Source organism: Candidatus Acidiferrales bacterium (assembly GCA_035515795.1).
Classification (GTDB): domain Bacteria; phylum Bacteroidota; class Ignavibacteria; order Kryptoniales; family JAKASW01; genus JAKASW01.
The window spans coordinates 46,958-69,781 of sequence record DATJAY010000030.1 but is presented as its reverse complement, the minus strand read 5'-3'; the positions used below and the strand labels follow the sequence as shown (position 1 = coordinate 69,781).

The window sequence follows — 22,824 nt, the reverse complement described above, 5'->3', positions numbered from 1 at the left end:
AACTCCATTGCGCGTCATGATTGACCGAGAATTCTAGGTTTTCCTTTTGCGGGGATCCCCTTCCCGATCCAGCAGAGACATCTCTTAAGGACATCTATTCTCGCCATGCTATGACTCTATGGCGATTCGTGCCGGGAAAAGAGGGAGGAGAACCTTAACCGTGTCTGTGATCATATGTCCTCTCATCCCCGTGTAAAATCCAACGGCAGTTATCAAGATATCCTGGCCTCCCAGCGGCGGGCTTGATCTTGTACGTACCACTGCCCGGGGAATTGCCCGTCAGCGGGTTATTCGCCGGGCCCATCGAAGTATCGGCGAGGTTTGGAAAATAGAATCGCAGGCGAGATTTGCCGCACTTACCGCAATGTTACGTACCCCGGTTGAATCATTATAGTTTACGAAATTTCCCACCGCGCGATCGTTTGTCCTGTTCCAATACTCACTAGCCAATGGACAAGACGGTTCGTCATTAGTCCATTTTGCTTTTCAGCATAAAAGTTGTATTCTTCTTTATGCTTTGTACCTTAGAGCAATGATCAATTCCGACGGCCGGCATCGACAATATGGACACAAGTAAAGTAAAAAAAATTCTCATCATTAAGTGGGGTGCACTCGGTGACATTGTCATGGCTACCCCGGCAATAAGAGCATTTCGCGATAATTTCCCGGACGCGAAGATAACAATTTTGTCAAATGAATTGATGAAAGAAATCCTTCCCGATGGTTTCTTGTACGATGAGTCAATCGTTGTCAGGACAAAGGGGAATAGAATTGATGAGCAAATAGGAGAGCAGATACAACTTGTCCGTGAACTGAGGAGACACAAATTTGATCTGGCCGTCAACTTAAGATGGACGTCCGAACACTGTGCCATACTGGCGTATTTAAGCGGCGCAAGACAGCGCGTCGGGTGTGGCCCAAGAAACATGATGTGGCTCTACACGATAAACGTTAATGCACCGGCGGGGCGTTATCATGAAATACATCGCAATCTCGATGTTGCAAAGGCGCTCGGGTTGAACACGTATGATGAAACCCCCGTTGTTTATGTTTCCGAAAAAAACCAGGAATTTTCGGCCGTTTTCTTTTCGGAAAATTCCCTCCAGAAATCCAACACAATATGTATTCACCCCGGCGCAAGCAGGCCGGTCCGTGCATGGATGCCGGAAAGGTTTCGTGAAATTGCAGGGAGAATAGTCGAGCACCTTCAAGCCAGGGTGGTCGTAACATGGGGAAAAGGCGAGGAATCACTGGCACATCGAGTCTCGGATGGTCTCGGAAAAAATGTGATCGTCTGCGAACAAACAAATACTGTCGGCGCGCTTGCCGCCGTCATCAAAAATTCAAGAATGTTTTTCTCTAATTGCACGGGACCGATGAACGTAGCGGTTGCCGTCGGAACGCCTGTCGTAGCGCTTCTTGGGTCGTCGGACCCTGGGGACTGGGGAGCTTACGGCAAGCAGCACGTCAACATCAAATCTCCGTTGGTTCTCGACCACTATTCGGATGAAGACGAAAGGAAAGCAATGGAGATGATAACTGTTGAAACAGTTTGGGGAGTAATTCAAAACAAATGGGCCGAACTAACCGCTTCAGAACCAAAGATCGGTATTAACGAGTCATAACATAAAGAATCCAGTTTCTCCATTCCTTCTTTTTCAGGATATCGCGCGATCTCATGCCCCTCAAAATGCGACGTGAACCCGGTGTAGTGCCTACGAAACTTCTCCGAGTACAACACATAAACTGTATACATTTACAACTTTAAAACAAAAAAAGTATTCCCGGAGCCGAGAATACTTTTTGAGATTTGTAGCGGGGGAGGGATTCGAACCTTCGTCCGCCGCAGGCGGATATGAGCCCGAATCATCTCTAGTGAGCGAGCGTTTTGATAAAATCTCTTCCTGCTCCGCTCTTCAACCATTTCTCCCTTCTCATCGCTTCCGCCTTGGTTTCATATTCCTCCGTGAAAATTACCTTCCACGGCCGATACTTCTTGCTCCATCCCTTCTTTCCCAACACATTATGCGAAGCCATCCGCCCCTCAAAATCCGACGTGAAACCGGTGTAGTGCCTATGAAACTTCTCCGAGTACAACACATAAACTGTATACATTTACAACCTTAAAACAAAAAAAGTATTCCCGGAACCGAGAATACTTTTTGAGATTTGTAGCGGGGGAAGGATTCGAACCTTCGACCTTCGGGTTATGAGCCCGACGAGCTACCAGCTGCTCCACCCCGCGGTCGCATATAATATAACACAGAGTTCCACCTCAAACAAGGTTAAATCAGATCCATTCCAAGAATCTATTTCGCATACAATTCATCAAAATATATGGAACAAAATAAAAATCTCTTGAGTTAAAGATGATGGTGATTGTATGATCAAGTCTAATATTTTAAATTTTAATCAAGATCTTTTGGAAGCGGAGCTTTAAGAATGCCAACTTACGAATATAAATGTGATAATTGCGGTTTCCTCTTTGAAGAATTTCAATCGATGAGCGACGAGCCGATCAAAAATTGCCCGAAGTGCCAAGGAAAGGTTCAGCGACTAATCAGTGCGGGCGCAGGCATGATCTTCAAAGGTTCGGGATTTTATCTCACCGATTATAAAAAGTCGAATTCATCGCCATCGAAATCAAACAACGGGACCGAATCGCACAAATCGGAAGCAGCAACAAAATCAAAAACTGAAACACCAGCTTCGGCGAAGACAGAAAAGCAAACGAAGTAAGATTTATTTTCTACCCGGCATAAAGCGGGCACCAGATTCTATCCGGGCACCCCTTAGAAAATCCGAAGAAGCAAGCTTCTTCTTCCCCTCTGACTGCAATTCCAAAACTTCAACCACTTCATTTGAACATGAAACCAAAAATCTGCCTGATTCGATCTTGATTGTCCCTGCTGGAAGACTGCTTGCTTCACGCGTCAGTCTTGTCTTGAATACCTTTACCATCTTAGAGTTGAGAAATGTGTAAGCCCCTGGTTCCGGTGAAAAACCCCGAATAAAATTGTGGACATCCGCTACTGGTTTCGACCAGTCTATCAAACAATCCTCCCTGGAAATCTTGGGCGCTTTTGTTGAAAGAGCACTATCCTGCTCCGAAATTTTCACGTTACCGTTTTGGATCCTGGCGATCGTTTCGACAACTGTCTCGGCACCAAGAATGGAAAGCCGGCTGGCTAATTCTCCTGCGGTCTCATCCTCCCCAATTTGTATTTTCTTCTGAAGAATTATCTTTCCAGTATCAACCTTGTCGTCCAGGAAAAAAGTCGTCACCCCGGTCTCAGTCTCACCGTTTATGATCGCCCAGTTGATGGGGGCTGCCCCGCGATACTTTGGAAGCAGCGAAGCATGAAGATTGAACGTGCCTAATTTCGGAATCGTAAAAACTTCACGGGGTAAAATTCCAAAGGCGACCACCACGACTACGTCCGGTGAAAGATCCTTTAGCTTTGCGATAAATTCCGGCTCTTTCAATGAGGCAACCTGGATCACCTTCAGTCCAAGTTCAACCGCTGCACTCTTAACCGCAGACGGCAAAACTTTCAATCCTCTGCCCTGCGGTTCATCCTGGTTGGTGACGACCGCAGCAACTTCGTATCCGGCCCCAAAGATTGCTTTCAACGATGGGACTGCAAAACCCGGCGTCCCCATGAAAATGATTCTCAATTCAATCTCTTTTGTGGGGCAATTTAGTGCGAGTTAATTACGACTGAACTCATCGAACAAATTCAGAAGATCATGGAACAGCGACACAATTCGTCCATGATCGTGTTAATAACATGCCGCTTGCAAGATTTCTCTGAGGTTCGAATTGAATTCAAATCTAGACAAGACTTCGTTACATCCTGCCGCGATCGCCTGCGACTTCAGCGGGGTGTTTACGTGAGAAACGTATCCGATCAACTTAATTGAGGCCCTCGCTTCATTTGATCTTATTCGTTCGATCAAATCGACCGGATCGATAAAATCGTTTTCAAGGTCAATAATAACCAGATCGCAACCTTTCAGATAATGATCCAACTGATCCCTATTGCCCACGAACCCGACTGTCAGACCGACAATCTCGGCTGCATTCCGAATCTTGGTCATGAAATTCAAATCGTTCACTATTGCTGCGATCTTTGGCATCAATTCAATCCCAGAACCGAGGAGTTTTCCTGAAGCACTCTTATCACAAAGGAAATATGTTCATCTTCCGGAATTCCAAATTCCAAAATCCCGTTTTTTATATCCTCACGGTTTACGCTTCTTGCAAAAGCCTTGTCTTTAAGCTTTTTCTTCACAGAGCTCGGCTCAAGCCCCCCTAGCTTCGTCGGTCGGACCAATGCGACGGCGATTACAAAACCAGTCAATTCGTCGCACGCAAACAAACATTTCGCCATCTTGCTTATTCTTTTCACCTTCGTATAAGGAGCGTGTGCCATGATGGCATCACGGATGCTTTCAGGATAACCCCTCTCCGCCAATATTTTATTGCCGACATAAGGATGTTGTTCCATCGTCGGATACATCTCGTAATCAAAATCATGAAGAAGCCCGGTGATGCCCCACTCATCTTCGTTCTCGTGAAAGTTGTTTGCGTAAGCACGCATCACGGCCTCCACCGCAAACGCATGCTTTCTTAGACTTTCCGTCTTGGTGTACTCCATAAGAAGGGACAACGCCGCTTCCCTCGCAGGGATCTTCTGTTCTCCTTCAGTCACATTAAGAATATATTTTCTGTACGGAAAAGAATCAAACTCCCGGCAGAGCAATTCTGTGGAAGTTAAATACCCCCACGAAGTCAACCATCCTTTTTATATCTCGACAGCACTGCTTCAACCCGCGCAATGAACTCGTTCGCTCGAAACGGTTTGGTGATGTAATCATCTGCACCAAGTTTGAACCCTTCGACAACTGCCGGCTCACTGGCTTGGGCCGACAACATTATCACAGGTACAGATTTCAAATTGTCGTCGCTTTTCAAGGCTTTCAAAGCATCCAAGCCGTTCATCACGGGCATCATTACGTCGAGGAGTATTAAATCCGGCCGATTGTTGCGGGCAGCTTCAAGTCCGAGCTTGCCGTTCTCTGCGTGAACGACTTCATATCCAGAATTCTTCAGCTTAAATTTCAAAAGAGCAGCAATTTCTTCCTGGTCTTCAACTATAAGGACAGTGGTCATGGCACTAAAAGGTCTCCTATTTTTCAAAAACCTGCTTAATAATATAACCTTTTATTCTAATCTTTGTATCGGAAACTCCTCTCAAAATATTAATCTTATGAGAATTCATTCTAAAAATTCTATCAGATACTCGTTAAATTGTAGGAAAAAGGAATAGGATGTTAGATAAGATCGTTGAAATAGCGAAGAAAGCGGGCAAGTTCTTGAAGGACAATGAAGGCAAAATATCCGAGATAAATCAGAAAGGATCATTCACGAACCTGGTCACAAATATCGACAAAGGTTCCGAAACGCTTATAAAAAATTTTATCGTAAAAAAATTCCCGGATCATGGAATACTCGCTGAAGAAAGCGGGGCGACCCTCCCGACTTCAGAATACAGATGGATCATTGACCCGCTTGATGGTACGACGAACTACACGCACTCGTATCCGGTCTATTGCGTCTCAATCGGAGTGGAATATAAGGGTGAAGTCATTGCAGGCGCGGTGTACGATCCAAACTTCGACGAGCTGTTTTCCGCCGAAAAAGGATCCGGGGCGTTTATGAACGGGGAAAAATTGAAAGTGACTTCGACCGAATCGCTGGAACGCTCGCTTCTTGCAACGGGGTTTCCTTACGATATTAAGAACAATCCGTTCAATTGCATTCAGCACTTCAATGAATTTTTGCTGAAGGCACAGGCGATCAGACGCCTGGGTTCGGCAGCGCTCGATATTTGTTATGTCGCGGCCGGGAGGATGGACGGATTCTGGGAAGTGAATCTGCATCCGTGGGACACTGCTGCAGCTGTCCTGATAACGGCAGAAGCCGGTGGAAAAGTCACCGATTTCACCGGTGGGAAGTACAGTATCTATCAAAAGAATATTCTACTTTCAAACGGATTGATACATGAGGAGATGATCGAAGTACTGAAAAAAAATTTTAAGGTCGGCAGCTAGATTCCCAAGAACCGTCACAAATCTAGATCTAAAAGGCACTACTCCATCACAAACAGCCTTTCGCTTTCCATTTCCGTTTTGAATTTCAAATTGGCATAAACCGGTTCAGTGCTGTTGTGCGAGACTTGAATCAACCAATCGCCTTTCTTGTTTCGTACCACGCTGCCGAACATCTTCCTCGATTTCTTTTGCGTAAATCGTTCGATAAAAACCCACCCGAAGTATGCGTTACAATTTCTTATTACAAACGCCGGTACCCTTTCTTCAAATTGCAATTCGATCTCGTTGATGGGCTTCTCTACGAACCCGTGTAACTTCAGGCGCCGAATGAATGGTCGGACAAAGTCTTCCCCCTCATGATTCAGATCGTCGCCGCGCAAGTCCACGACTCGTCGAGATACAAATTTCCCTTCGATAATTTCGTCGAATGCGGAAACAACATCTTTCTCATTCCTCATTTTTCGCCGCTCTTATATGTGCCTTTGGAGCAAACAGGTTCTTCGTTATGCTCGCAATTTTCCCGTCGCTGCCGATAATAAAAGTAACGCGATTGGCAATTTTGAAGAGACTGTTATAAACCCCGTAGAGACGCGCAACTTCGCCGTTGATATCCGACAGCAAATTGAATGGAAGCTTATGCTCTCTTTTGAACTTCTCATGACTCTCGATCGAATCGGTGCTTACGCCGATCACGTTCATTCCGGAATTCGCCAACTCGGAAAATTCGTCGCGGAACCCACACGCCTCGCGAGTACAGCCCATCGTAAAATCTTTCGGGTAAAAATATAAAACGAGTTTGTTAGCACTGAGACTGTTGCCAAGTCGAAAGAGCTTGCCCCCGGTCGACGGCAACTCAAAATCCGGTGCTTTGTCACCGATCTTTAGCTTCATGAATTATATAACAAAAAAATCAGGGAGGAATTCCAGGTGCGAGGGTGACCAATATTCTATGTCCATTGGTTCAGATCGGCGCCGATCGACCGCAGATTGTTTATTTGTCGGTAAGCTTTTCTAATGCCGCTTTCGCTTCCCTGCCGGAGTATTCATTTCCATTCTGCACAGCAACTATCTCATAGTCGGCGATAGCCTTGCTTCTCTCGTTCAACTTCTCGTATGACTCTCCCCTGTAGAAACGTATGTAACCGATGTCACCTCGATGACATGAGCAGGTGTCGGGCGACAGAGCAATATCGGCGTAGTAAACTGTCTCAGAATAATTCCCCATCTCATAGTAATCGCGGCACAGACTTCTCAAGAAAAAGAGGCTTCTGGGAAATTGTCCATGAAGATCACGCATTATCTCCGCAGCGTCTGAGTAGTCGCCCTGGTTCACATAAACCACCGACGAGAGAAAAACGGCCGCTTCAACCTTTGCATACTTCCCCAATTGAGCCGCTTTCTTCAATTGCACAACTCCTTCCTTCTCATCTCCACTCACCCCGAGCACGAATGCAATAGGTTTTAAATACCATGGAATCCGGGCAGCATAATAGTTGAACGCACCCAAACCTGAATATGCATCGCAAAAGTTCGAATCGACGGCGACCACCTTCTCCAATAGTTTTCTTGTCTTAATTCCGTCCGACATAACTGCGTACCAATTGTGGCTGACCGCCTCGGCCCTGGCACGATAGACGAGCGCGCCGGCATAGCAAAAGAGAGCATTTACATCATCCGGGTTCTTCTCGATTTCTGCAGCTGATAACTGGCAGGCTTTGTCGATGAGGATCCTGATCTCAAACCTCATACTATCCGTCGAGTCGATGCACCCTTCTTCCGACATTTTCCAAAACACACCACATTTGTAGAGATACCCTTCCGGTCTTGCGGGGTAGGACTCAATCATTCTGTTAGTAGTTTCTATCGCGTTTCTGAATTCGTAATTGTAAGTGTTCTCAATCGTGGAGTTTATCATGGACTCAAGGTCAAATGAAGAAACACTCGACTGTGCCAACAAAGGATGCAGCTGCTGGAAAGATAAAATGAGAGCTGAACACACGACAAAACGATTTATCAGTAAAAGTAGATAAAACCTCATTTCACTACAAATGGAATCTCCTTACGCTTCCAGCCTATAAGGCAAATGCTCGTGGACGGCATGTTTCATGGTTATCTCCAAAAATAATTTCCTCTTCAAAACTCCAAATCTTGTTGTATGTGAAATATGCAATTCTCTCGTCGATCAAGAAATGAAGATTCCAGGAGATGATTGTTTTCTTCATCCGATTCTCTCTATGATCAGATCAAGTTCTTGTGGTTTGCTTTCGGAGAATCCGTAAGCTGAATGTATTTCCCGAACCGCCGGTTTCATCCGCGCACTATCATTTGCGTAAACAACTGTAATGACGTCCCCATATGAAACCCTGTCGCCGATTTTCTTTAAGACGGAGACTCCGACAACGGGATCCACTTTATCGCCGGCATTCATTCTGCCTGCACCGATTTTTACTGCAGCCATTCCCAATTTGAAGGCGTCAATTGAGGAGACGTAACCGCTCTCCGACGACTTTACCTCGCCGACAAACTTTGGCTTTTTGTATTTATCGGGTCTCTCTACAAATCTCATGTCACCGCCTTGACCGTGTACCATCTCGCAAAACTTCTCATATCCCGCTCCGGATCCGGCGGCTTTCACAACTTTTTTTTCAGTTTCCAAAAGACTCTCGCCCGTGCACAGACACACCATTTCAGAGGTAAGCGTTTTCGTTAATGCAAAGACATCATCAACAGCCAGTTCCCCGCGCAGGATTTTTATTGCCTCGACGACTTCGTTCCAGTTGCCGACTTCCCTGCCGATCGGCTGATTCATATTCGTCAAATACGCCGTGACTTTCTTCCCGAATAATTGTCCGACGTGTACCATCTTCCTGGCAAGCTCGCGCGCGTCGTCGAGATTCCTCATAAAAGCGCCGCTCCCCACTTTAATATCAAGCACGAGCGCGTCGATACCCTCGGCGAGCTTCTTGCTCATTATGCTTGAGACAATAAGTGGAATGGATTCGACGGTCGCCGTAACGTCGCGAAGTGCATACAGCTTGCGATCCGCCGGGACGAGAGAATCCGACTGCGCGCTCATTACCAAGCCGGCCTTTTTCAGAATTCTCTTATAGACCGCTACTGACAAGTTCGTTCGAAAACCCGGAATGGACTCCAGCTTGTCTATCGTTCCTCCGGTGTGACCCAATCCCCTCCCGGAAACCATAGGCACCTTAACTCCGCACGCTGCGGCAATCGGTGCGAGCAAGAGTGAAATCTTGTCTCCGACGCCGCCGGTTGAATGCTTGTCGGCTTTGCACCCCGGCACGTCCGACAAATCCACAACAACTCCCGTGTTCATCATGGTACGCGTCAGATGCAAAATCTCCTCATCGCTCATTCCCTTGAAGAAGACTGCCATGAGCAGAGAGGAGACTTGATATTCCGGAATTTTGCCTGACGTGTATTGTCTTACAAAAAATTCTATCTCTTCCTTAGTTAAAGCTCCCCCGTCTCGCTTTTTGCGGATTATCTCGTACGGCGTTAACATCAAATGCCGATAAACTTCTCGAGGAAAAATAATCCGGCGATAGTTTTTGCGTCCATGATCTCGCCCGCTTTCACCATATGCAACGCCTCTTTTGTCGGTATGTATTTCAGCGTTAGTCCTAACTCTCCTTCCTCAAGTTTCTGACTACCATTTTTAAGCTCGCGCGCAAGGAAAATATGCAACTCCTCACTGCAAAAACCGGGCGATGTGTAAATCGACGTGAGTTTCTCAATCTTCTTTGCGGTGTACCCTGTTTCTTCCTCAAGCTCGCGTCTGGCACAAATTTCAGGTGCCTCATTCGGTTCAAGTTTACCGGCGGGGAGTTCATAGATATATCGGTTCAGAGGATAACGAAACTGGTAAACAAATATAATTCTGCCGTCATCAAGCAGCGGCAGAACGACCGCACCTCCAGAATGCTCGGCGACCTCGCGGACCGATTTATTGCCCGAATCGTATTCTATCTCGTCAACAATTGTGTTAAAGACCCGCCCCTGGTGTACCACCTTATGACTAAGAACTTTAAAAGCCATCAGTCTGCTTTGATCACGCGTTATCGGATTCGGCAGTTTTTCTGCTTCCCGGTTTTACAACGGGAACTTTCTCCTCACACAAAGGGCAAATCTCGGGCTTGTACACCGGGACAGCCATTTTCAAGAGGGACACGAACTGAACGCCAAAATTGATCGGTGAGTTGCTTCTATCGACAATCGAGGCGACGCCGACGATTGCACCTCCGGTAGACTTTACAAGATCAATGACTTCGAAAACACTCCCGCCCGTGGTCACGACATCCTCGCAAACAAGTATTCGTTCTCCTTGTTTTACTTCGAAACCTCGCCGGAGTGTCATCTTGCCATCTTCCCGCTCGGCAAAAATTCCACGCACTCGCATCTGGCGCGCAACTTCCTGGCCGACCATGATGCCCCCGATCGCAGGTGCAACCACAATATCGACTCTCCAATCATGGAAAAAGCGGGCGATGTCCCCGCATAAGAGTTCGTTATATTGAGGAAACTGCAGGACCTTAGCACACTGAAAATACTCGAGGCTATGGAGCCCGCTGCTCAATCGGAAGTGTCCTTGCTGAAGCGCGCCGGTGGTTCTGAATAGTTCAAGCATTTTTTCTCTGTCCATCTTACTTTCGCTTCCTGATTATGCTCCGATAAATTTTTCGATTTTTTCCGCGAGATTGAAGTCTTTCTCCGTGACCCCTTCCTCGCTGTGCGTTGTGAGAATTATCTTCACGCGGTTGTACTCTATGGTCATATCCGGATGGTGTTCCATCTTCTCCGCCGCCAGCGCTATCTTAACGACAAAACCCATCGCTTCCGGGAAATCCTTGAGCTTGTAGTCTTTCATTATCGACTCGTTTGAATATCGCCAGCCCGCGAGTCTGGTCAAACGCGATTCAATTTCCTGCTTGTTAAGTTTCATGAATGATCATCCTGAGCTTTAAATTCTGAACTTGCAATTCGAAATACAAAAATGTTTCTACCCGTACAATTCCAATTCAGCAAGCTCGGCCACGATATGCCCGACAGTTATATGGCCCTCCTGAATCCTCTGAGTGTTTTCTGATGGAATAACTATCGGGAGATCACACTGTGGCTTCAGCTTTCCGCCGCCTTTCCCGAGTAAGCCGATCACATACATCCCGATTTCGTGCGCTCTGGCAACCGCGCGCAATATGTTCTCTGAATTCCCGCTCGTGGAGATCGCGATCAGCACGTCTCCTTTTCCTCCAAGCGCCTCGACAAGTCTTGCAAAAGTGTTTTCAAAACCGATGTCGTTCCCGCCGGCGGTCAACGCGGAAGTATCCGTGGTCAGCGCTATTGCAGGGAGCCCTTTTCGAGTTATGTCATGGTTCAGGCGAATCGTAAACTCGGTCGCGATATGCTGGGAATCGGCCGCGCTTCCTCCGTTGCCGCACAGCAAAATCTTATTGCCATTCTTCAGGGCGTCTCTTACGACGGTAACCGCGCTGGAAATATCTTCGAAGCAGGAATTCAAAATGGCTTTTTTCGTTTCGGCACTTTCTTCGAGCGATTCCCTGATAAATTTGACCCGGTCCACCACTAGACGACTACTCCCTTCCGCTGTTTGAAATGAACCGCTCTTGCAAATTCTTTCAGCTTGTCCGAATTGCCGTTATCTTCAAAAAAATTGCCCGTCACGACAAATGCCGCACCGGCATTGGCAAGCTCATACGCTATTTCCGGATTTTTAATTCCTCCGCCTACCGTGACCGGCATGTTAACGGATTTGGCGACCATCTGGACCATCTCCTTAGGGACGCATGAAAGTGCGCCGCTGCCCGCCTCCAGATAAACCATTTTCATTCCGAACATCTCGGCGGCCATCGAGTACGCCGCTGCAATCTCCGGTTTCTCACGCGGGATCGGAAAGCTATCCGACATGAAATGAGCGGATGTCATTTTCCCGGATTCGACAAGAAGGTATGCAGTCGAGATAGTCTCTAATCTATGCTGACGGATAAGCGGCGCCGCATGAACATGATTTCCGACTATCAAGTCGATGTTTCTAGATGCGAGCACCGAAAGAAACAATATTGCATCTGCATGACTCGATATTTGGAAAAGGCTCCCGGGAAAAATCACTACCGGAATTTTGGCATCTCGCTTTATCTGCTTGAGCGCATCTTCGAAAATGTCACGAGTCATCAGACTGCTGCCTACAAGGAACGCATCCACACCCGATTCCTGTGCATGTTGAACAACGTCCCTCAAGTTTTCATGTGCGAGTTTATCAGGGTCCAACAGGAGCAAAAACCCGGCCCCCTTCTTCTCGCGTACTTCAAGAAGATATTCGAAAGTTTTCATTAGCCTCCAAACATAATTTCATCATTAGAAATATAGAACATACGACTGCAACAAACTGTTTTTCGAAAATCAAACCCATTGTTGTTCAATTTAAGAATTTCCTGACAACTTCCGAAGCGCCGGAAATGGCTTCATTTATTTTTTCATGGTCCTTTCCGCCCGCGGTAGCGAAGTTCGGTTTTCCTCCGCCTCCGCCTCCGACTTTCCTCGCAATTTCGTTGACAATTTTCCCGGCATGTAGATGCTTTTCTGAAATTAAATCGGAAGAAACCGAAGCGACAAACAATGCCTTATCCTGGACCTTGCTCCCGAGCACTATCACGCCGCTCTCAACTCTGCTTTTCAGATGATCCGCGACCTGCTTCAATTCGTCATCGGATTCAACTTCAATCAAGCCGGAAATCACTCTTACTCCTCCAACATCAGCATTTCCATCGGCATGGTTGAAAAGCTCATCCGCTGTAGTCATGGCCGTTCGCACGCGATAACCGCTCAATTCTTTTTCGAGATTTTTGATGCGCTCAGCAAGTTCTTCCTTTTCTTTCTCTTTCTCGTCCGCGCGTGCAGTCAAATTCTCAATCAGCTTTTCGACTCCGCTGCCGGTGACGGCCTCGACCCTTCGCACGCCGCTCGCAATGCTCGATTCACTCATGACTTTGAAGAACCCGATCTCGCTCGTGTTTCGAACGTGAGTTCCCCCGCAGAACTCCATGGAGAAATCGCCGAACTGCACCACATTCACTCTGTCGCCGTATTTATCGCCAAAAAACGCCAGCGCACCCATCTTCCTTGCTTGCTCAAATGGAATATTTCTGTGATGAGTCAACTCGATCCGCTCCAGGATTTTTTCATTCACCATAGCTTCGATATCGCGGATTTCTTCCGGTGATACTTTTTTGTGATGAGTGAAATCGAATCGCATATGTTCCGGATCGACGAGTGAACCCGCCTGCTGGACGTGAGCGCCCAGCGTCTTCCTCAAAGCCGCATGGAACAGATGCGTGGCGCTATGATTGCGCATGATTTCCAGGCGACGCTTGCTATCAATCCGTGCAACGACATCTTTCCCAATCTGAAGGACGCTGTCCGTACCCCCCTCCAGAATGTGGACAATTTTGTCGTCGACCTTCACTAGATCGAGGACAGGAAGCTTCGATTCATCTACGCTGATTATGCCGGTGTCATCCACTTGTCCGCCAGACTCCGCGTAAAACGGCGTCTTGTCCAGAAGGATATAGTCTTCATTGCCGATATGCTTGGTCCCAACAACCTTTGCAGGATTTTCCGTGGTATCGTAACCGGTAAACTCGCTCTTTGTCTTGCTTAATAAATCATCAAGCTGTCCCGTATCGCCGAGGTTGACATTGAAAGTTTTCTTAGTCGCCTCACGCGACCTATCCTGTTGCTGAGCCATCAACTTATCAAAGCCTGCCATATCGATCTGGAGTCCGCGTTCCTGCGCGATCAAGTTCGTGAGATCTGCCGGAAATCCGTAAGTATCGTAAAGCTTGAAGGCATCTTCGCCCGGAATGATTTTCTTTCCCAATTTCTCCGCCCTTTTCGCGACGTCCTCGAATATCTCCAGACCGCGGTCGAGAGTCTCGTTGAAATTTTCCTCTTCGGACTTTATCACTTCCTTGATCCTCTCGCGCGATGAAGAAATCTCCGGATATGCTGTGCCCATATTTTTTACAAGAACGTCGACTAGGTTGTAAATGAACGGATCGTGAGCATCCAGATTGCGAGCGTAACGAGAGGCTCGACGCAATATCCGCCGCAAGACATAGCCTCGCCCTTCGTTCGATGGGTTTGCATTATCGGCGATTGCAAAAGTCAGCGCACGGACGTGATCTGCAATCACGCGCATCGCTATTTGATTCCGCTCGCCTTCATATTTTTTCCCCGTCAGTTCCTGAATCCCGGAAATTATCGGAGTGAACACATCCGTATCGTAATTCGATTTTTTCCCCTGCAGGACCGAGACAACTCTTTCAAATCCCATTCCCGTGTCGACGTGTTTTGCCGGAAGCGGCTCAAGGCTGCCGGACTCATTCCGGTTATATTGAATAAAAACGAGATTCCATATCTCTATAAATCGAGCGCAGCCGCTGACATTCACGCCATGCTTGTGGCTCTTTGTGCAAATCCCATCGCCCAAATCTATGTGGATCTCCGAACACGGACCACAAGGACCGGTTTCCCCCATTTCCCAGAAATTGTCTTTTGCGCCGAATCTGGAAATTCTCGAATGGCCGATGTCCGTTACTTTTTTCCAAATCTCAAATGCTTCGTCGTCATTTTCAAAAATTGTCGCATACAATTTCTCTTTCGGCAGATTCCATTCTCCGGTCAGCAGCTCCCACCCCCACGCGATCGCTTCTTTCTTATAATAGTCTCCAAAGGACCAGTTGCCTAGCATTTCAAAAAAAGTATGATGGTACGTATCATGGCCGACTTCTTCAAGGTCGTTATGCTTCCCGCTCACGCGGATGCATTTCTGGTAATCGACGGCCCGGGTGTAGTCTCTCTTCCCTTTTCCAAGGAACACATCCTTGAACTGATTCATGCCGGCATTTGTAAAAAGCAGTGTCGGGTCATCGTAAGGAACTACCGGAGAGCTCGGAACAAACCTGTGACCGTGATTCTCGAAGAACGTTACAAAACTATTTCTTACTTCATTTGAATTCATCAATCATACTTCAATTTGTGTATGCAAAGAAATCTCTTCCAATACAGAGTTGACACGAAGACATTCGGTCATTTCGCCTTCAAAGACTACCGCTTTTCCTTTCGTATGAACTTCCATAGTGATCTGTTCAGCTCTTTTCGTATCACATCCGGTTGCCTTTATGATCTGTCCTATGACTTCCTCAAATGTGTGCCATGCATCATTGAACAGAATGACTCTCGCCGGGTTTTGTTCGCCCGACGTGATCTCTTCATCTTCAATCGTGAGAGGCTTTTCTTCGGTCAACTGATCAGAAATATTGCCAGCGGTATCCTGCGGATCAAAAATCGTATTCGCGGGATCGGATAGAACCATTGTAAACCTCTGTAAAATATAAACCTATGACGAGTCTCTTTCAAGATTTGTCCGCAGGATCTTTCAGAGAATCAAAAGAAAACCCCGACCGAGGAGAAACGGTCGGGGTTTGAAGTTAACCTAACTCGACTCAAGCAGCGGTCGATGTCCTATTTGATCATCAACATTTTAGTGATCATCACTTGATCGTTTACGTTCAATCGGGCAAAGTACACGCCGCTCGAAAATGCGGATCCTTCAAACGGGATCTCATACATCCCGGGATCTTTGTTTTCATCCACGAGAGTTGCGACCAATTGCCCGACCGCGTTGTAGACTTTCAAAGTTACCTTGCCTTCCTTCGGCACTGCATATCGCAAGGTCGCGGTCGGATTAAACGGATTCGGATAATTCCACAGGCCTATCTTCGTCGGTATATTTATTTTTACCTGTATCGGGTTGCTATATTTATAGTTCCCGTTGATGTCCATTTGTTTCAACCTGTAATTGAAAATGCCGCTCAACGCTTTTCTATCTACGAAGCTGTATTTCGTCAACTCTGTGCTGTTCGTCGTCCCGTTAACATGGCCAATTTTCTGCCACTCAGGTTGGGCGCCGCTTTTCACTACTGCTCTTTCAACATCCCAGCCGGAGTTGTTCAGTTCAGAAGACATCGACCAATTCAGTGTAACTCCATTTTCAGCGTAGCTGGCAGTGAATGACACCATTTCGACAGGAAGCGGCAAATCAGCAGAGTTAGCGACAATCATCGACGGGGTCCAGTTTGCCGCATACGAAAAGCCCGAGCCCGCATTGCTCTTGGAAAATATGTTCGCAACAGTGTATAACGCCGCCTGTGAATCGGTTATCGCTGACGGCTGGCTCGTAGCAGTCCATATCACGGCCCTGCTTAAAGCTGAACCGGGTCCGTAGCATCCATGCTCGGAATACAGAGATGGTGCAGGACCCATCGTCGTCCAACCGGCCGAGTTAACAGTTCCCGGCTCATAGCAATTGATGAAAACCGTTTCAGGTGAATTCTGCCAGGGTCTCCCCAGGTAGAAAGAAGTCATTGGTTTGTTGTCACATCCAGTATCTCCGGCAGCAATGGACGCAATGGTGCAGTTCGAAAACACATAGCCGTACGAATAGCCGGAATAGGTTGCCGCAGCAGTCAATGTGCCTCCCGCGCGATTGCAATAAATCGTGCAACTATCGAACAAGGCAACATCTTCTCCAAAAATGAAATCTACCGCTCCCTCGATGTAGCAATTTTTGTTGTAAATACGTCCTGGGCCGGATCCACCCCATGTGTAATACGTATCTTGGTAACCAGTCATTTTGCAATTGTAATACGCCTGTCGATCACCGTGCGTTCGGAGCGCAACTGCCTGAGCTGACGTAGAGCCTGGAGCATAGGCATTCGAGGTATTTTGAAAGGTAATATTCTGCGCCTGAAAATCATTAGCATCGATGGCGCATGTATAAGAAGTGCTTGTGCCGCTGCTCGTGACACCATTTGTCGTCCGATTGTCTCCGGCGTAATCGTCATAAGTTATGATCGTACTGTCTCTATTCTGACCGATCAAAACGACGTTTATTTTTCCCGAGGCAAGCAAGGGCTTTTCATAATACGTTCCGTTCTTGACACCGATGAACCAGTGTCCGGTATAATTGCTGGTAACAGCGTTGAACGCATCTGTTATAGTTGTGTAGTCTCCACTTCCATCTTTCGCCACAATCTTATAAACGTCGGGTTGAGGTGCCGGGGTAGCAAATGATACCTCATTGCCATAAGCTGTTCCGGTACTATTGGTGGCGTAAGCGCGTACGTAGTATGTCGTGCCGAGCGTGAGTCCGCCGATAGGAGCGGTGAATGCGCCTGTCCCTGTACCACCACTGTTGTAATCATTCGCCAAAGTAGGATTGTGGGACGTGCTCCAGCAAACTCCTCGATCAGTCACAGTAGAACCGCCCCACGCAGTAACATTTCCGTTCCCTGTTGCAGTGGTGTTCACGATATTAGTCACCGCACTGGTAGTTACAGTGGGTGCAGAGAGAACTGCCAACGTAACAAGAGTGTCCTGATTACCGTAACCGGTGCCGGCGCTGTTTGTCGCATAAGCTCGAACGTAATACGTGGTACCGGCGCTGAGACCCGTTATCGAGCTCGTATAAGGAGTTGAGGTCGTTCCATCGTTCGTAAAATTGTCAGATGTCGTTGGAGTTCCGGTCGTGTTCCAGCAAACTCCTTTTGCCGTGATCGCGGCGTTACCATCATTAGAAATAACACCGCCGCTTGTCGCAAAGGTGGTAGATATATTGATGAGAGAGTCTGTCGTCAACGTGGGAGGGACAGGAACAGAAGCAGGATTTACATGGGCGATGACAAAATCATTTGTCGTTAGGGTTCCAAGAGAAGTTGATGTGCCGAACGTATTAGAGAGTATGCTGCCGGTATTATTCGCCGTCCCGCTTCCACCAAGGTTTATCCAATTGCCTGCACCATCATCCTTCGCAATTCTTATATAATCTTTGTTGCTTACATCAACTCCATCGTTGGTATCATAATTCAACTGGATTGTTGCGCTCGATACATTGGCGCCTGTGCCTTTCACTATGTGAAAATATCTTGCTGTAGAAACAGCATCGAGGGTGGATGGCAACGTGTTTGATGCAGGCGTGGAGTTGATGAGTTCTGTGGTATACGTTGTCGAGGTGGCCGCATCTTGAGTAAGAGTCAGGATCACAGGACGATAAACTGAATCTTTTCCCACTGGCAAAGTGAGTGCTTTTGAAGACGAGATATTAACTATCGTAGCTAGTGGTCCGCTGACATAACCGCTGCCAGTTGTCACACTTGCGCCGACGGCCAAAGTCATCAAGTTCGTAGAAGTAGTGACAAATTTCCCGCTGGTCATGACCAGGAAACCTGTCGTACTATTTCCCACTGTCAGCGGCGAATTCAGTTGTACCGTGGCGTTGCTGTCAATGCCATAGTTCAAGTTTCCGTTCGTACCGCCATTGTTCAAATAATATTGTGTGCCATTTTTCTTCGCGAATATTAATCGCGTGCCAATAATGGGATTCGACGGAGCGCCAAAATTGGCTCCACTGGAAACTACGAGACTGTCACCACAAAGCCACCATGTGCCGTTTGCAGTGTATGACGTGCCTACGGTGCAAAGGCTGAATTTCCCGCTTCGAATATCAATGTTGCCCATCACAGTAGTGTTGTATTGCGCACTGCTGCTTGAGCCGCTTACAGTGAGATAGCCACCATTAACTATGACATTTCCTAATATCCTAATTGTTCTGGTAGTTGCAGCACTCGTTAACCTTAACTGATAACTTATGCCATTGCATGAAGTGACAGTTACGTTTCCACCGATTACGACGTTGTCCCATCCTAAATTCACGTTTGCACTCTGACTTGGACAATTCCATGTGAAGTTATATAAATTTTGAACGGTATTACCGGGTTGTGCAGATGTGGAACCCGTTACAAGACAGGTCGATCCTGTTCCCCACGTAGCGGTAGGAAGGCTGCCTCCGATCTCTGCATGTTCGTAGGTTCCGCCCGACCCAAACGCTAAGTTTGATGCAGTTGCACCGGAAATGGTCCCCTGATTTTTCAAGTAGCCAGTGATTGAAAGGGTCACATCGATCGTAACCGTGTGGCCTGATTGGATCGTGATGTTCTCGGTTCCTGTCGGCGTACTTGGAGCCGGCGTGACCCATGTTGTACCATTATACTGTTCCCACGTGGTGTCGTTGCTCCAATTACCTGTCTGGTGCGACCTAAAATCGCCCGCCGACTGGGCAACCAGTTTACCATCGAACACCATCAACACTATTAGTGATGCAATCGCCAAACTCTGAAAGAGTATCTTTCGTTTCATCTTTTCTCCCTACGTTTTTAGAATCGATAACTTTCTTGCGGCCCCCCGATCGTCATGATGCTTTCGTGGCCTCTAAGGCTACTCCCAAAGCGGATCTCTTTGTTCACCAAGAACAGGGCCAACGCTCATCCTTGAAGCTCGGCGACAAGTTCGCTTTTGCGCGCCTCTTATTAAACAAAAATGGGATTAGTTGGATAATGCTTCGGCGAAAAGGAGAAGGGGAGGGACGAAACGGAGTTACAAGTTAACGGTTACTTAGATTGAACTGCCGATCACTTTTTGAAAATGTCCTCGATAAGATCGGCTCAACTTCAGGCGATCTCCGTTCTGAAGACAGATTTCATAATCACCATGCTCATTCGGTTTGAGGGTTTTGATCTTCTCAAGATTTACAATTGCTGAACGATGTATTCTCACGAATTTTCGCGGATCCATTCTCCGCTCAAGCGAGACAAGCGTCTCGCGTGCGATTTGTTTACGTCCATTCGAATGAATGTATACATAATCACCAGCCGACTCTATCCAGTCGATTTCCTGAACCGGTACCAATGAAATTTGCCCCTTAGATTTGATCGTCAGACAGCTAAGAAACTCTTTAGCAGAATCGCCTGACCGAACCTGCGGCACAACGTATTCTCCCTTTGCAAGTTTCAGATAATCTTTTACAAGCAATTCCAGTTTATCGGCATATGATTCAAAATTGCGGCGGCTGATCTGTGAGACGGCAATTCGGATCATCTCATCGAAATGCTCCTCGTTGATCGGTTTCAAAAGATAATCGAGCGCATGGTACTCGAAAGCTTTCACTGCGTACTTGTCGTAGGCGGTGATGAAAACGATTACCGGTAATGTATCGACCTTTATCCTCTGCAGAACTTCGAACCCGTTTATTCCGGGCATCTGTATGTCAAGGAACAGAAGATCCGGTTCCAATTCATTTATTACTTCGACGGCTTCTGAACCGGAGGCACATTCTCCCACGACCTTGATGTCTCTATATTTTTCAAGGCGGATTCTTATGCCTTCTCTGGCATGAGGCTCATCGTCGACTATGACCGCACGCACATTCAACGTTTCTGCTCCACGATGGATATTTTTTTGTCGTACAAACTGTTACGGAAGGGTATCCGCACCACGATAAACTCTTTGTTTTCACCATTCACTTCATGCCTCACCTCGCAGCGATGGGCGTACAATTGATTGAGTCTTCTTTTTGTAACGTCCATAATCGTTTCGATGTCGCCGGCGCCTTCTGATGCATTGTCAGAAGTTGCGTTCTCAGTGTTTACGGCTATAGTTAGCTCGTCATTCTCTCTGGATGCGCTGACTCCAATCCCGAGCATAATATCATTGGAATCCTCATTGCGCGTTATGAGGTGTTCCACGATCGGCTGGAGGATAAAATTGGGAACCCATGTATTCATCAATTCGGCGTCGATGTTCTCGGTAATTTTGATTTTCCTCTTGATTTTTTTTATAGCCAGGTATTGGTTGAGCAGGTGAATCTCTTCTCCCAATGTAATTTCTTCTTGTTCTCTGTTGTACACCGATGCTCTCAAGAAATCGCCAAGCAATGACAGCGCTTTGTCCGCCTCCCTGTTTTTCTTCTTTCTTACAAGCTCCGTAATTGTTTCCAGCGTGCTAAATAAGAACTGCGGGTGCACTTTCCCCTTCAGCTCAAGCAGCCTCGCCTTCGAAATTTTTATTTCGAGCTGCATTTGTCGAATTTCATTTCCGCGGCCGATCCTTTTGTACTCGATCATATAAAAGCCCAAGACGTACAAGACATAAACCACAACATCTTCCCACACCGACGGATTGTTAAGCAACGCACCGAATAAGGTTGCGCCGTTCCTCAGCAAAAGAGCTGTGTCAACCTCCAAAGAAATTATCTGGTGAACGACCAGCGAGAGAAAGAGCGTTGTCAGATGCACCAGCACCCAACCGAACAGCAACTCCCTCCTCAGCGAAATTCTCCTGGAGAGCCATCTTACTATCAAGGCAGGAATTAGAAAGTACCAGCAATAGATTGTGTTTGAGGTCAGGAACCGCATGAAGTTGGAAAACGAGCGATCGCCATTGAAGAAGACATAATACGCTTGCAGAGTGTTAACGACGGCCACTAAAGTCAACACCACAAAAAGGGGAGCCAGAACGTTCAGCTCATATTCTTTGCGCTTCACCATCTCCCCGCTTTGAGATTCATCGGCGTGAAAACGAGCATGTTTAGAAATATCTTCATGCAGGACTGTAAACCAGCGAGCCATAAGAATTTTCTTCGCGTTTCACGAACGGGATCTCCATTCTAACCTTCAATCCCCCGAGAGAAGAGGGTTCCAGCTCAAAGAGATATTTATCTCCGCAAAAATGGGCCAGCCGCTCTTTAGTTATTTTCAGTCCCAGCCCTTCTCTCGATTTTTTCTCCGGCGGGACAACCAAACCGGGCCCGTTGTCCTCGACCATTATTTTCAGACGGCCGTCTTCCAGCTTCGACGTGATCTTGACAATCCCTTTGGATTTTCTCGCTGCAACTGCATAACGTATCGCATTCTCAAGTACCGGCTGCAAAAGTAAATTTGGAACAAACACATCCAAAGTCTCTTCTCCAATATCTAATTCGATTTCCATCCGGTCTTTGTATCGCACTTTTTCAATTTCCAAATATTGCCGGATGAATCGGACTTCTTCCCTAAAGGTGATTTCGTGTCTTTCATTTTGATATATAGTCGATTTCAAGAATTCATGAAGCAAGCGAAGCATTCTCTCCGCTTCTCGATTTTCCCTTTTTAATATGAGAGTCGAAACAGCGTTCAGGGTATTGAAGAGGAAATGCGGATGCAGCTGACTTTCGAGTGCGCTCAGCTGGGATTGCACAAGCTGCGCTTGAAGTTGCGCCAACCTCAATTCGTCCGCTTTGTTCTTCTGTTGATACTCAACAATGTTTATCGCTATCATGATCGCAAAATAGAGGGTCAGATCCATTCCCACCCACGGATTACGCACCACTCGTTTATATACGAGAGTAAAAAAGTCGGAATACCCGAGGAACAGATTTATCGTAACCGAAGCTATCACCTGATGAATGAGTACAATCCCGATGGGCATGAGGAAATATAAAAAGGTCCAATACAATGCGTTGTATCTTCTGGGTTTGAAATCAATGATGATCCAATACATGATTGGCAAAATGGTGAACCAGTACCAGAAATAGAATAGATTGAACGGAACGTGCCAGATAAGGTCATATCTCGTTACTGTGTTGTAGTTGATGATATAGAATTGCTGCATCGCAACTACGAGAGCAACAACCGTCAGTACGCCAAATAGGAAAATGGGAAACGGACCGCGAGAGTACATACTAACAATTGAGGCGACGAACTTCTTATCCATTCGCATAAGCATACCAGTGATGTT

The 22,824-nt window shown here is 46.8% G+C and carries 24 protein-coding genes and 1 tRNA gene; 3 read left to right on the top strand and 22 right to left on the bottom strand.

Features of this window, described 5'->3' with window-relative positions; translation table 11 throughout:
* The first annotated feature begins 563 nt into the window (after window positions 1-563).
* Window positions 564-1,625 carry a glycosyltransferase family 9 protein gene (locus VLX91_12650; protein ID HUI31055.1) on the top strand — a complete coding sequence of 354 codons (1,062 nt, stop codon included), beginning with the start codon at window positions 564-566 and terminating at the stop codon, window positions 1,623-1,625.
* 247 nt (window positions 1,626-1,872) lie between these two features.
* Here the strand turns inward: VLX91_12650 and VLX91_12645 are convergent, their stop codons facing one another.
* Together VLX91_12645 and VLX91_12640 are read right to left on the bottom strand one after the other, a co-directional pair.
* Window positions 1,873-2,115: a GIY-YIG nuclease family protein gene (locus VLX91_12645; GenBank protein ID HUI31054.1), complete on the bottom strand. Its 243-nt coding sequence runs from the start codon at window positions 2,113-2,115 to the stop codon at window positions 1,873-1,875.
* Between the two features lie 57 nt (window positions 2,116-2,172).
* Window positions 2,173-2,245, bottom strand: a tRNA-Met gene (locus VLX91_12640).
* Between the two features lie 197 nt (window positions 2,246-2,442).
* Here VLX91_12640 and VLX91_12635 point away from each other — a divergent pair.
* Window positions 2,443-2,739 carry a zinc ribbon domain-containing protein gene (locus VLX91_12635; GenBank protein ID HUI31053.1) on the top strand — a complete coding sequence of 99 codons (297 nt, stop codon included), beginning with the start codon at window positions 2,443-2,445 and terminating at the stop codon, window positions 2,737-2,739.
* Between the two features lie 3 nt (window positions 2,740-2,742).
* Here the strand turns inward: VLX91_12635 and fmt are convergent, their stop codons facing one another.
* The 4 genes from fmt to VLX91_12615 form a co-directional block, all read right to left on the bottom strand.
* Window positions 2,743-3,678 carry a methionyl-tRNA formyltransferase gene (fmt, locus tag VLX91_12630; GenBank protein HUI31052.1) on the bottom strand — a complete coding sequence of 312 codons (936 nt, stop codon included), beginning with the start codon at window positions 3,676-3,678 and terminating at the stop codon, window positions 2,743-2,745.
* 105 nt (window positions 3,679-3,783) lie between these two features.
* Window positions 3,784-4,140, bottom strand: a complete 357-nt coding sequence (locus tag VLX91_12625; GenBank protein ID HUI31051.1) for a hypothetical protein — start codon at window positions 4,138-4,140, stop codon at window positions 3,784-3,786.
* A complete protein-coding gene (locus VLX91_12620; GenBank protein ID HUI31050.1) occupies window positions 4,140-4,715 on the bottom strand; it encodes an HD domain-containing protein in 576 nt (191 codons plus the stop codon). The genes VLX91_12625 and VLX91_12620 overlap by 1 nt, the downstream gene beginning before the upstream one ends.
* 80 nt (window positions 4,716-4,795) lie before the next feature.
* On the bottom strand, window positions 4,796-5,176 hold the full coding sequence (locus VLX91_12615) for a response regulator (protein HUI31049.1): 381 nt from the start codon (window positions 5,174-5,176) through the stop codon (window positions 4,796-4,798).
* A 158-nt stretch (window positions 5,177-5,334) separates the two neighbouring features.
* Here VLX91_12615 and VLX91_12610 point away from each other — a divergent pair, with 158 nt between their 5' ends.
* A complete protein-coding gene (locus VLX91_12610; GenBank protein ID HUI31048.1) occupies window positions 5,335-6,117 on the top strand; it encodes an inositol monophosphatase family protein in 783 nt (260 codons plus the stop codon).
* 38 nt (window positions 6,118-6,155) lie between these two features.
* Here the strand turns inward: VLX91_12610 and VLX91_12605 are convergent, their stop codons facing one another.
* From VLX91_12605 to VLX91_12530, 16 genes are all read right to left on the bottom strand, one after another.
* The gene (locus tag VLX91_12605) at window positions 6,156-6,575 is read right to left on the bottom strand and encodes a hypothetical protein (GenBank protein HUI31047.1); all 420 of its coding nucleotides are present in this window, start codon (window positions 6,573-6,575) and stop codon (window positions 6,156-6,158) included.
* Window positions 6,565-7,008, bottom strand: a complete 444-nt coding sequence (locus VLX91_12600; protein HUI31046.1) for a peroxiredoxin — start codon at window positions 7,006-7,008, stop codon at window positions 6,565-6,567. Before VLX91_12600 ends, VLX91_12605 begins: the two co-directional genes overlap by 11 nt.
* Window positions 7,009-7,108: 100 nt before the next feature.
* Window positions 7,109-8,155, bottom strand: coding sequence for a tetratricopeptide repeat protein (locus tag VLX91_12595; protein HUI31045.1), 1,047 nt, complete (start codon window positions 8,153-8,155; stop codon window positions 7,109-7,111).
* Window positions 8,156-8,189: 34 nt separating this feature from the next.
* Window positions 8,190-8,339, bottom strand: coding sequence for a hypothetical protein (locus VLX91_12590; protein ID HUI31044.1), 150 nt, complete (start codon window positions 8,337-8,339; stop codon window positions 8,190-8,192).
* On the bottom strand, window positions 8,336-9,643 hold the full coding sequence (locus tag VLX91_12585) for a thymidine phosphorylase (GenBank protein ID HUI31043.1): 1,308 nt from the start codon (window positions 9,641-9,643) through the stop codon (window positions 8,336-8,338). The genes VLX91_12590 and VLX91_12585 overlap by 4 nt, the downstream gene beginning before the upstream one ends.
* Complete coding sequence (locus VLX91_12580; protein HUI31042.1) at window positions 9,643-10,176, bottom strand: NUDIX hydrolase; 534 nt, start codon at window positions 10,174-10,176, stop codon at window positions 9,643-9,645. Before VLX91_12580 ends, VLX91_12585 begins: the two co-directional genes overlap by 1 nt.
* Window positions 10,177-10,189: 13 nt before the next feature.
* A complete protein-coding gene (pyrE, locus tag VLX91_12575) occupies window positions 10,190-10,780 on the bottom strand; it encodes an orotate phosphoribosyltransferase (protein HUI31041.1) in 591 nt (196 codons plus the stop codon).
* 18 nt (window positions 10,781-10,798) lie between these two features.
* Entirely contained in the window at window positions 10,799-11,080 is a 282-nt protein-coding gene (locus VLX91_12570) for a 4a-hydroxytetrahydrobiopterin dehydratase (GenBank protein HUI31040.1), read from the bottom strand.
* A 57-nt stretch (window positions 11,081-11,137) separates the two neighbouring features.
* A complete protein-coding gene (locus tag VLX91_12565; protein HUI31039.1) occupies window positions 11,138-11,722 on the bottom strand; it encodes an SIS domain-containing protein in 585 nt (194 codons plus the stop codon).
* On the bottom strand, window positions 11,722-12,486 hold the full coding sequence (locus VLX91_12560) for a geranylgeranylglyceryl/heptaprenylglyceryl phosphate synthase (GenBank protein ID HUI31038.1): 765 nt from the start codon (window positions 12,484-12,486) through the stop codon (window positions 11,722-11,724). Before VLX91_12560 ends, VLX91_12565 begins: the two co-directional genes overlap by 1 nt.
* Before the next feature lie 85 nt (window positions 12,487-12,571).
* On the bottom strand, window positions 12,572-15,175 hold the full coding sequence (gene alaS, locus VLX91_12555; GenBank protein HUI31037.1) for an alanine--tRNA ligase: 2,604 nt from the start codon (window positions 15,173-15,175) through the stop codon (window positions 12,572-12,574).
* A 3-nt stretch (window positions 15,176-15,178) separates the two neighbouring features.
* Window positions 15,179-15,529 carry an ATP-dependent Clp protease adaptor ClpS gene (locus tag VLX91_12550; protein ID HUI31036.1) on the bottom strand — a complete coding sequence of 117 codons (351 nt, stop codon included), beginning with the start codon at window positions 15,527-15,529 and terminating at the stop codon, window positions 15,179-15,181.
* Window positions 15,530-15,678: 149 nt separating this feature from the next.
* Complete coding sequence (locus VLX91_12545; protein ID HUI31035.1) at window positions 15,679-19,410, bottom strand: pectinesterase family protein; 3,732 nt, start codon at window positions 19,408-19,410, stop codon at window positions 15,679-15,681.
* A gap of 255 nt (window positions 19,411-19,665) precedes the next feature.
* Window positions 19,666-20,475 carry a response regulator gene (locus VLX91_12540; GenBank protein ID HUI31034.1) on the bottom strand — a complete coding sequence of 270 codons (810 nt, stop codon included), beginning with the start codon at window positions 20,473-20,475 and terminating at the stop codon, window positions 19,666-19,668.
* 2 nt (window positions 20,476-20,477) lie between these two features.
* Window positions 20,478-21,677: a histidine kinase gene (locus VLX91_12535; GenBank protein ID HUI31033.1), complete on the bottom strand. Its 1,200-nt coding sequence runs from the start codon at window positions 21,675-21,677 to the stop codon at window positions 20,478-20,480.
* The gene (locus VLX91_12530; protein ID HUI31032.1) at window positions 21,649-22,800 is read right to left on the bottom strand and encodes a histidine kinase; all 1,152 of its coding nucleotides are present in this window, start codon (window positions 22,798-22,800) and stop codon (window positions 21,649-21,651) included. Before VLX91_12530 ends, VLX91_12535 begins: the two co-directional genes overlap by 29 nt.
* Window positions 22,801-22,824: the final 24 nt, after the last annotated feature.

What these genes read in the sequence shown, in the direction of transcription:
- VLX91_12650 (HUI31055.1), top strand. Translation starts at nt 564, where the DNA reads ATGGACACAAGTAAAGTAAAAAAAATTCTCATCATTAAGTGGGGTGCA.
- VLX91_12645 (HUI31054.1), bottom strand. Translation starts at nt 2,115, where the DNA reads ATGTATACAGTTTATGTGTTGTACTCGGAGAAGTTTCATAGGCACTAC.
- VLX91_12635 (HUI31053.1), top strand. Translation starts at nt 2,443, where the DNA reads ATGCCAACTTACGAATATAAATGTGATAATTGCGGTTTCCTCTTTGAA.
- VLX91_12625 (HUI31051.1), bottom strand. Translation starts at nt 4,140, where the DNA reads ATGCCAAAGATCGCAGCAATAGTGAACGATTTGAATTTCATGACCAAG.
- VLX91_12615 (HUI31049.1), bottom strand. Translation starts at nt 5,176, where the DNA reads ATGACCACTGTCCTTATAGTTGAAGACCAGGAAGAAATTGCTGCTCTT.
- VLX91_12610 (HUI31048.1), top strand. Translation starts at nt 5,335, where the DNA reads ATGTTAGATAAGATCGTTGAAATAGCGAAGAAAGCGGGCAAGTTCTTG.
- VLX91_12605 (HUI31047.1), bottom strand. Translation starts at nt 6,575, where the DNA reads ATGAGGAATGAGAAAGATGTTGTTTCCGCATTCGACGAAATTATCGAA.
- VLX91_12600 (HUI31046.1), bottom strand. Translation starts at nt 7,008, where the DNA reads ATGAAGCTAAAGATCGGTGACAAAGCACCGGATTTTGAGTTGCCGTCG.
- VLX91_12595 (HUI31045.1), bottom strand. Translation starts at nt 8,155, where the DNA reads ATGAGGTTTTATCTACTTTTACTGATAAATCGTTTTGTCGTGTGTTCA.
- VLX91_12590 (HUI31044.1), bottom strand. Translation starts at nt 8,339, where the DNA reads ATGAAGAAAACAATCATCTCCTGGAATCTTCATTTCTTGATCGACGAG.
- VLX91_12585 (HUI31043.1), bottom strand. Translation starts at nt 9,643, where the DNA reads ATGTTAACGCCGTACGAGATAATCCGCAAAAAGCGAGACGGGGGAGCT.
- VLX91_12580 (HUI31042.1), bottom strand. Translation starts at nt 10,176, where the DNA reads ATGGCTTTTAAAGTTCTTAGTCATAAGGTGGTACACCAGGGGCGGGTC.
- pyrE (HUI31041.1), bottom strand. Translation starts at nt 10,780, where the DNA reads ATGGACAGAGAAAAAATGCTTGAACTATTCAGAACCACCGGCGCGCTT.
- VLX91_12570 (HUI31040.1), bottom strand. Translation starts at nt 11,080, where the DNA reads ATGAAACTTAACAAGCAGGAAATTGAATCGCGTTTGACCAGACTCGCG.
- VLX91_12560 (HUI31038.1), bottom strand. Translation starts at nt 12,486, where the DNA reads ATGAAAACTTTCGAATATCTTCTTGAAGTACGCGAGAAGAAGGGGGCC.
- alaS (HUI31037.1), bottom strand. Translation starts at nt 15,175, where the DNA reads ATGAATTCAAATGAAGTAAGAAATAGTTTTGTAACGTTCTTCGAGAAT.
- VLX91_12550 (HUI31036.1), bottom strand. Translation starts at nt 15,529, where the DNA reads ATGGTTCTATCCGATCCCGCGAATACGATTTTTGATCCGCAGGATACC.
- VLX91_12545 (HUI31035.1), bottom strand. Translation starts at nt 19,410, where the DNA reads ATGAAACGAAAGATACTCTTTCAGAGTTTGGCGATTGCATCACTAATA.
- VLX91_12535 (HUI31033.1), bottom strand. Translation starts at nt 21,677, where the DNA reads ATGGCTCGCTGGTTTACAGTCCTGCATGAAGATATTTCTAAACATGCT.
- VLX91_12530 (HUI31032.1), bottom strand. Translation starts at nt 22,800, where the DNA reads ATGGATAAGAAGTTCGTCGCCTCAATTGTTAGTATGTACTCTCGCGGT.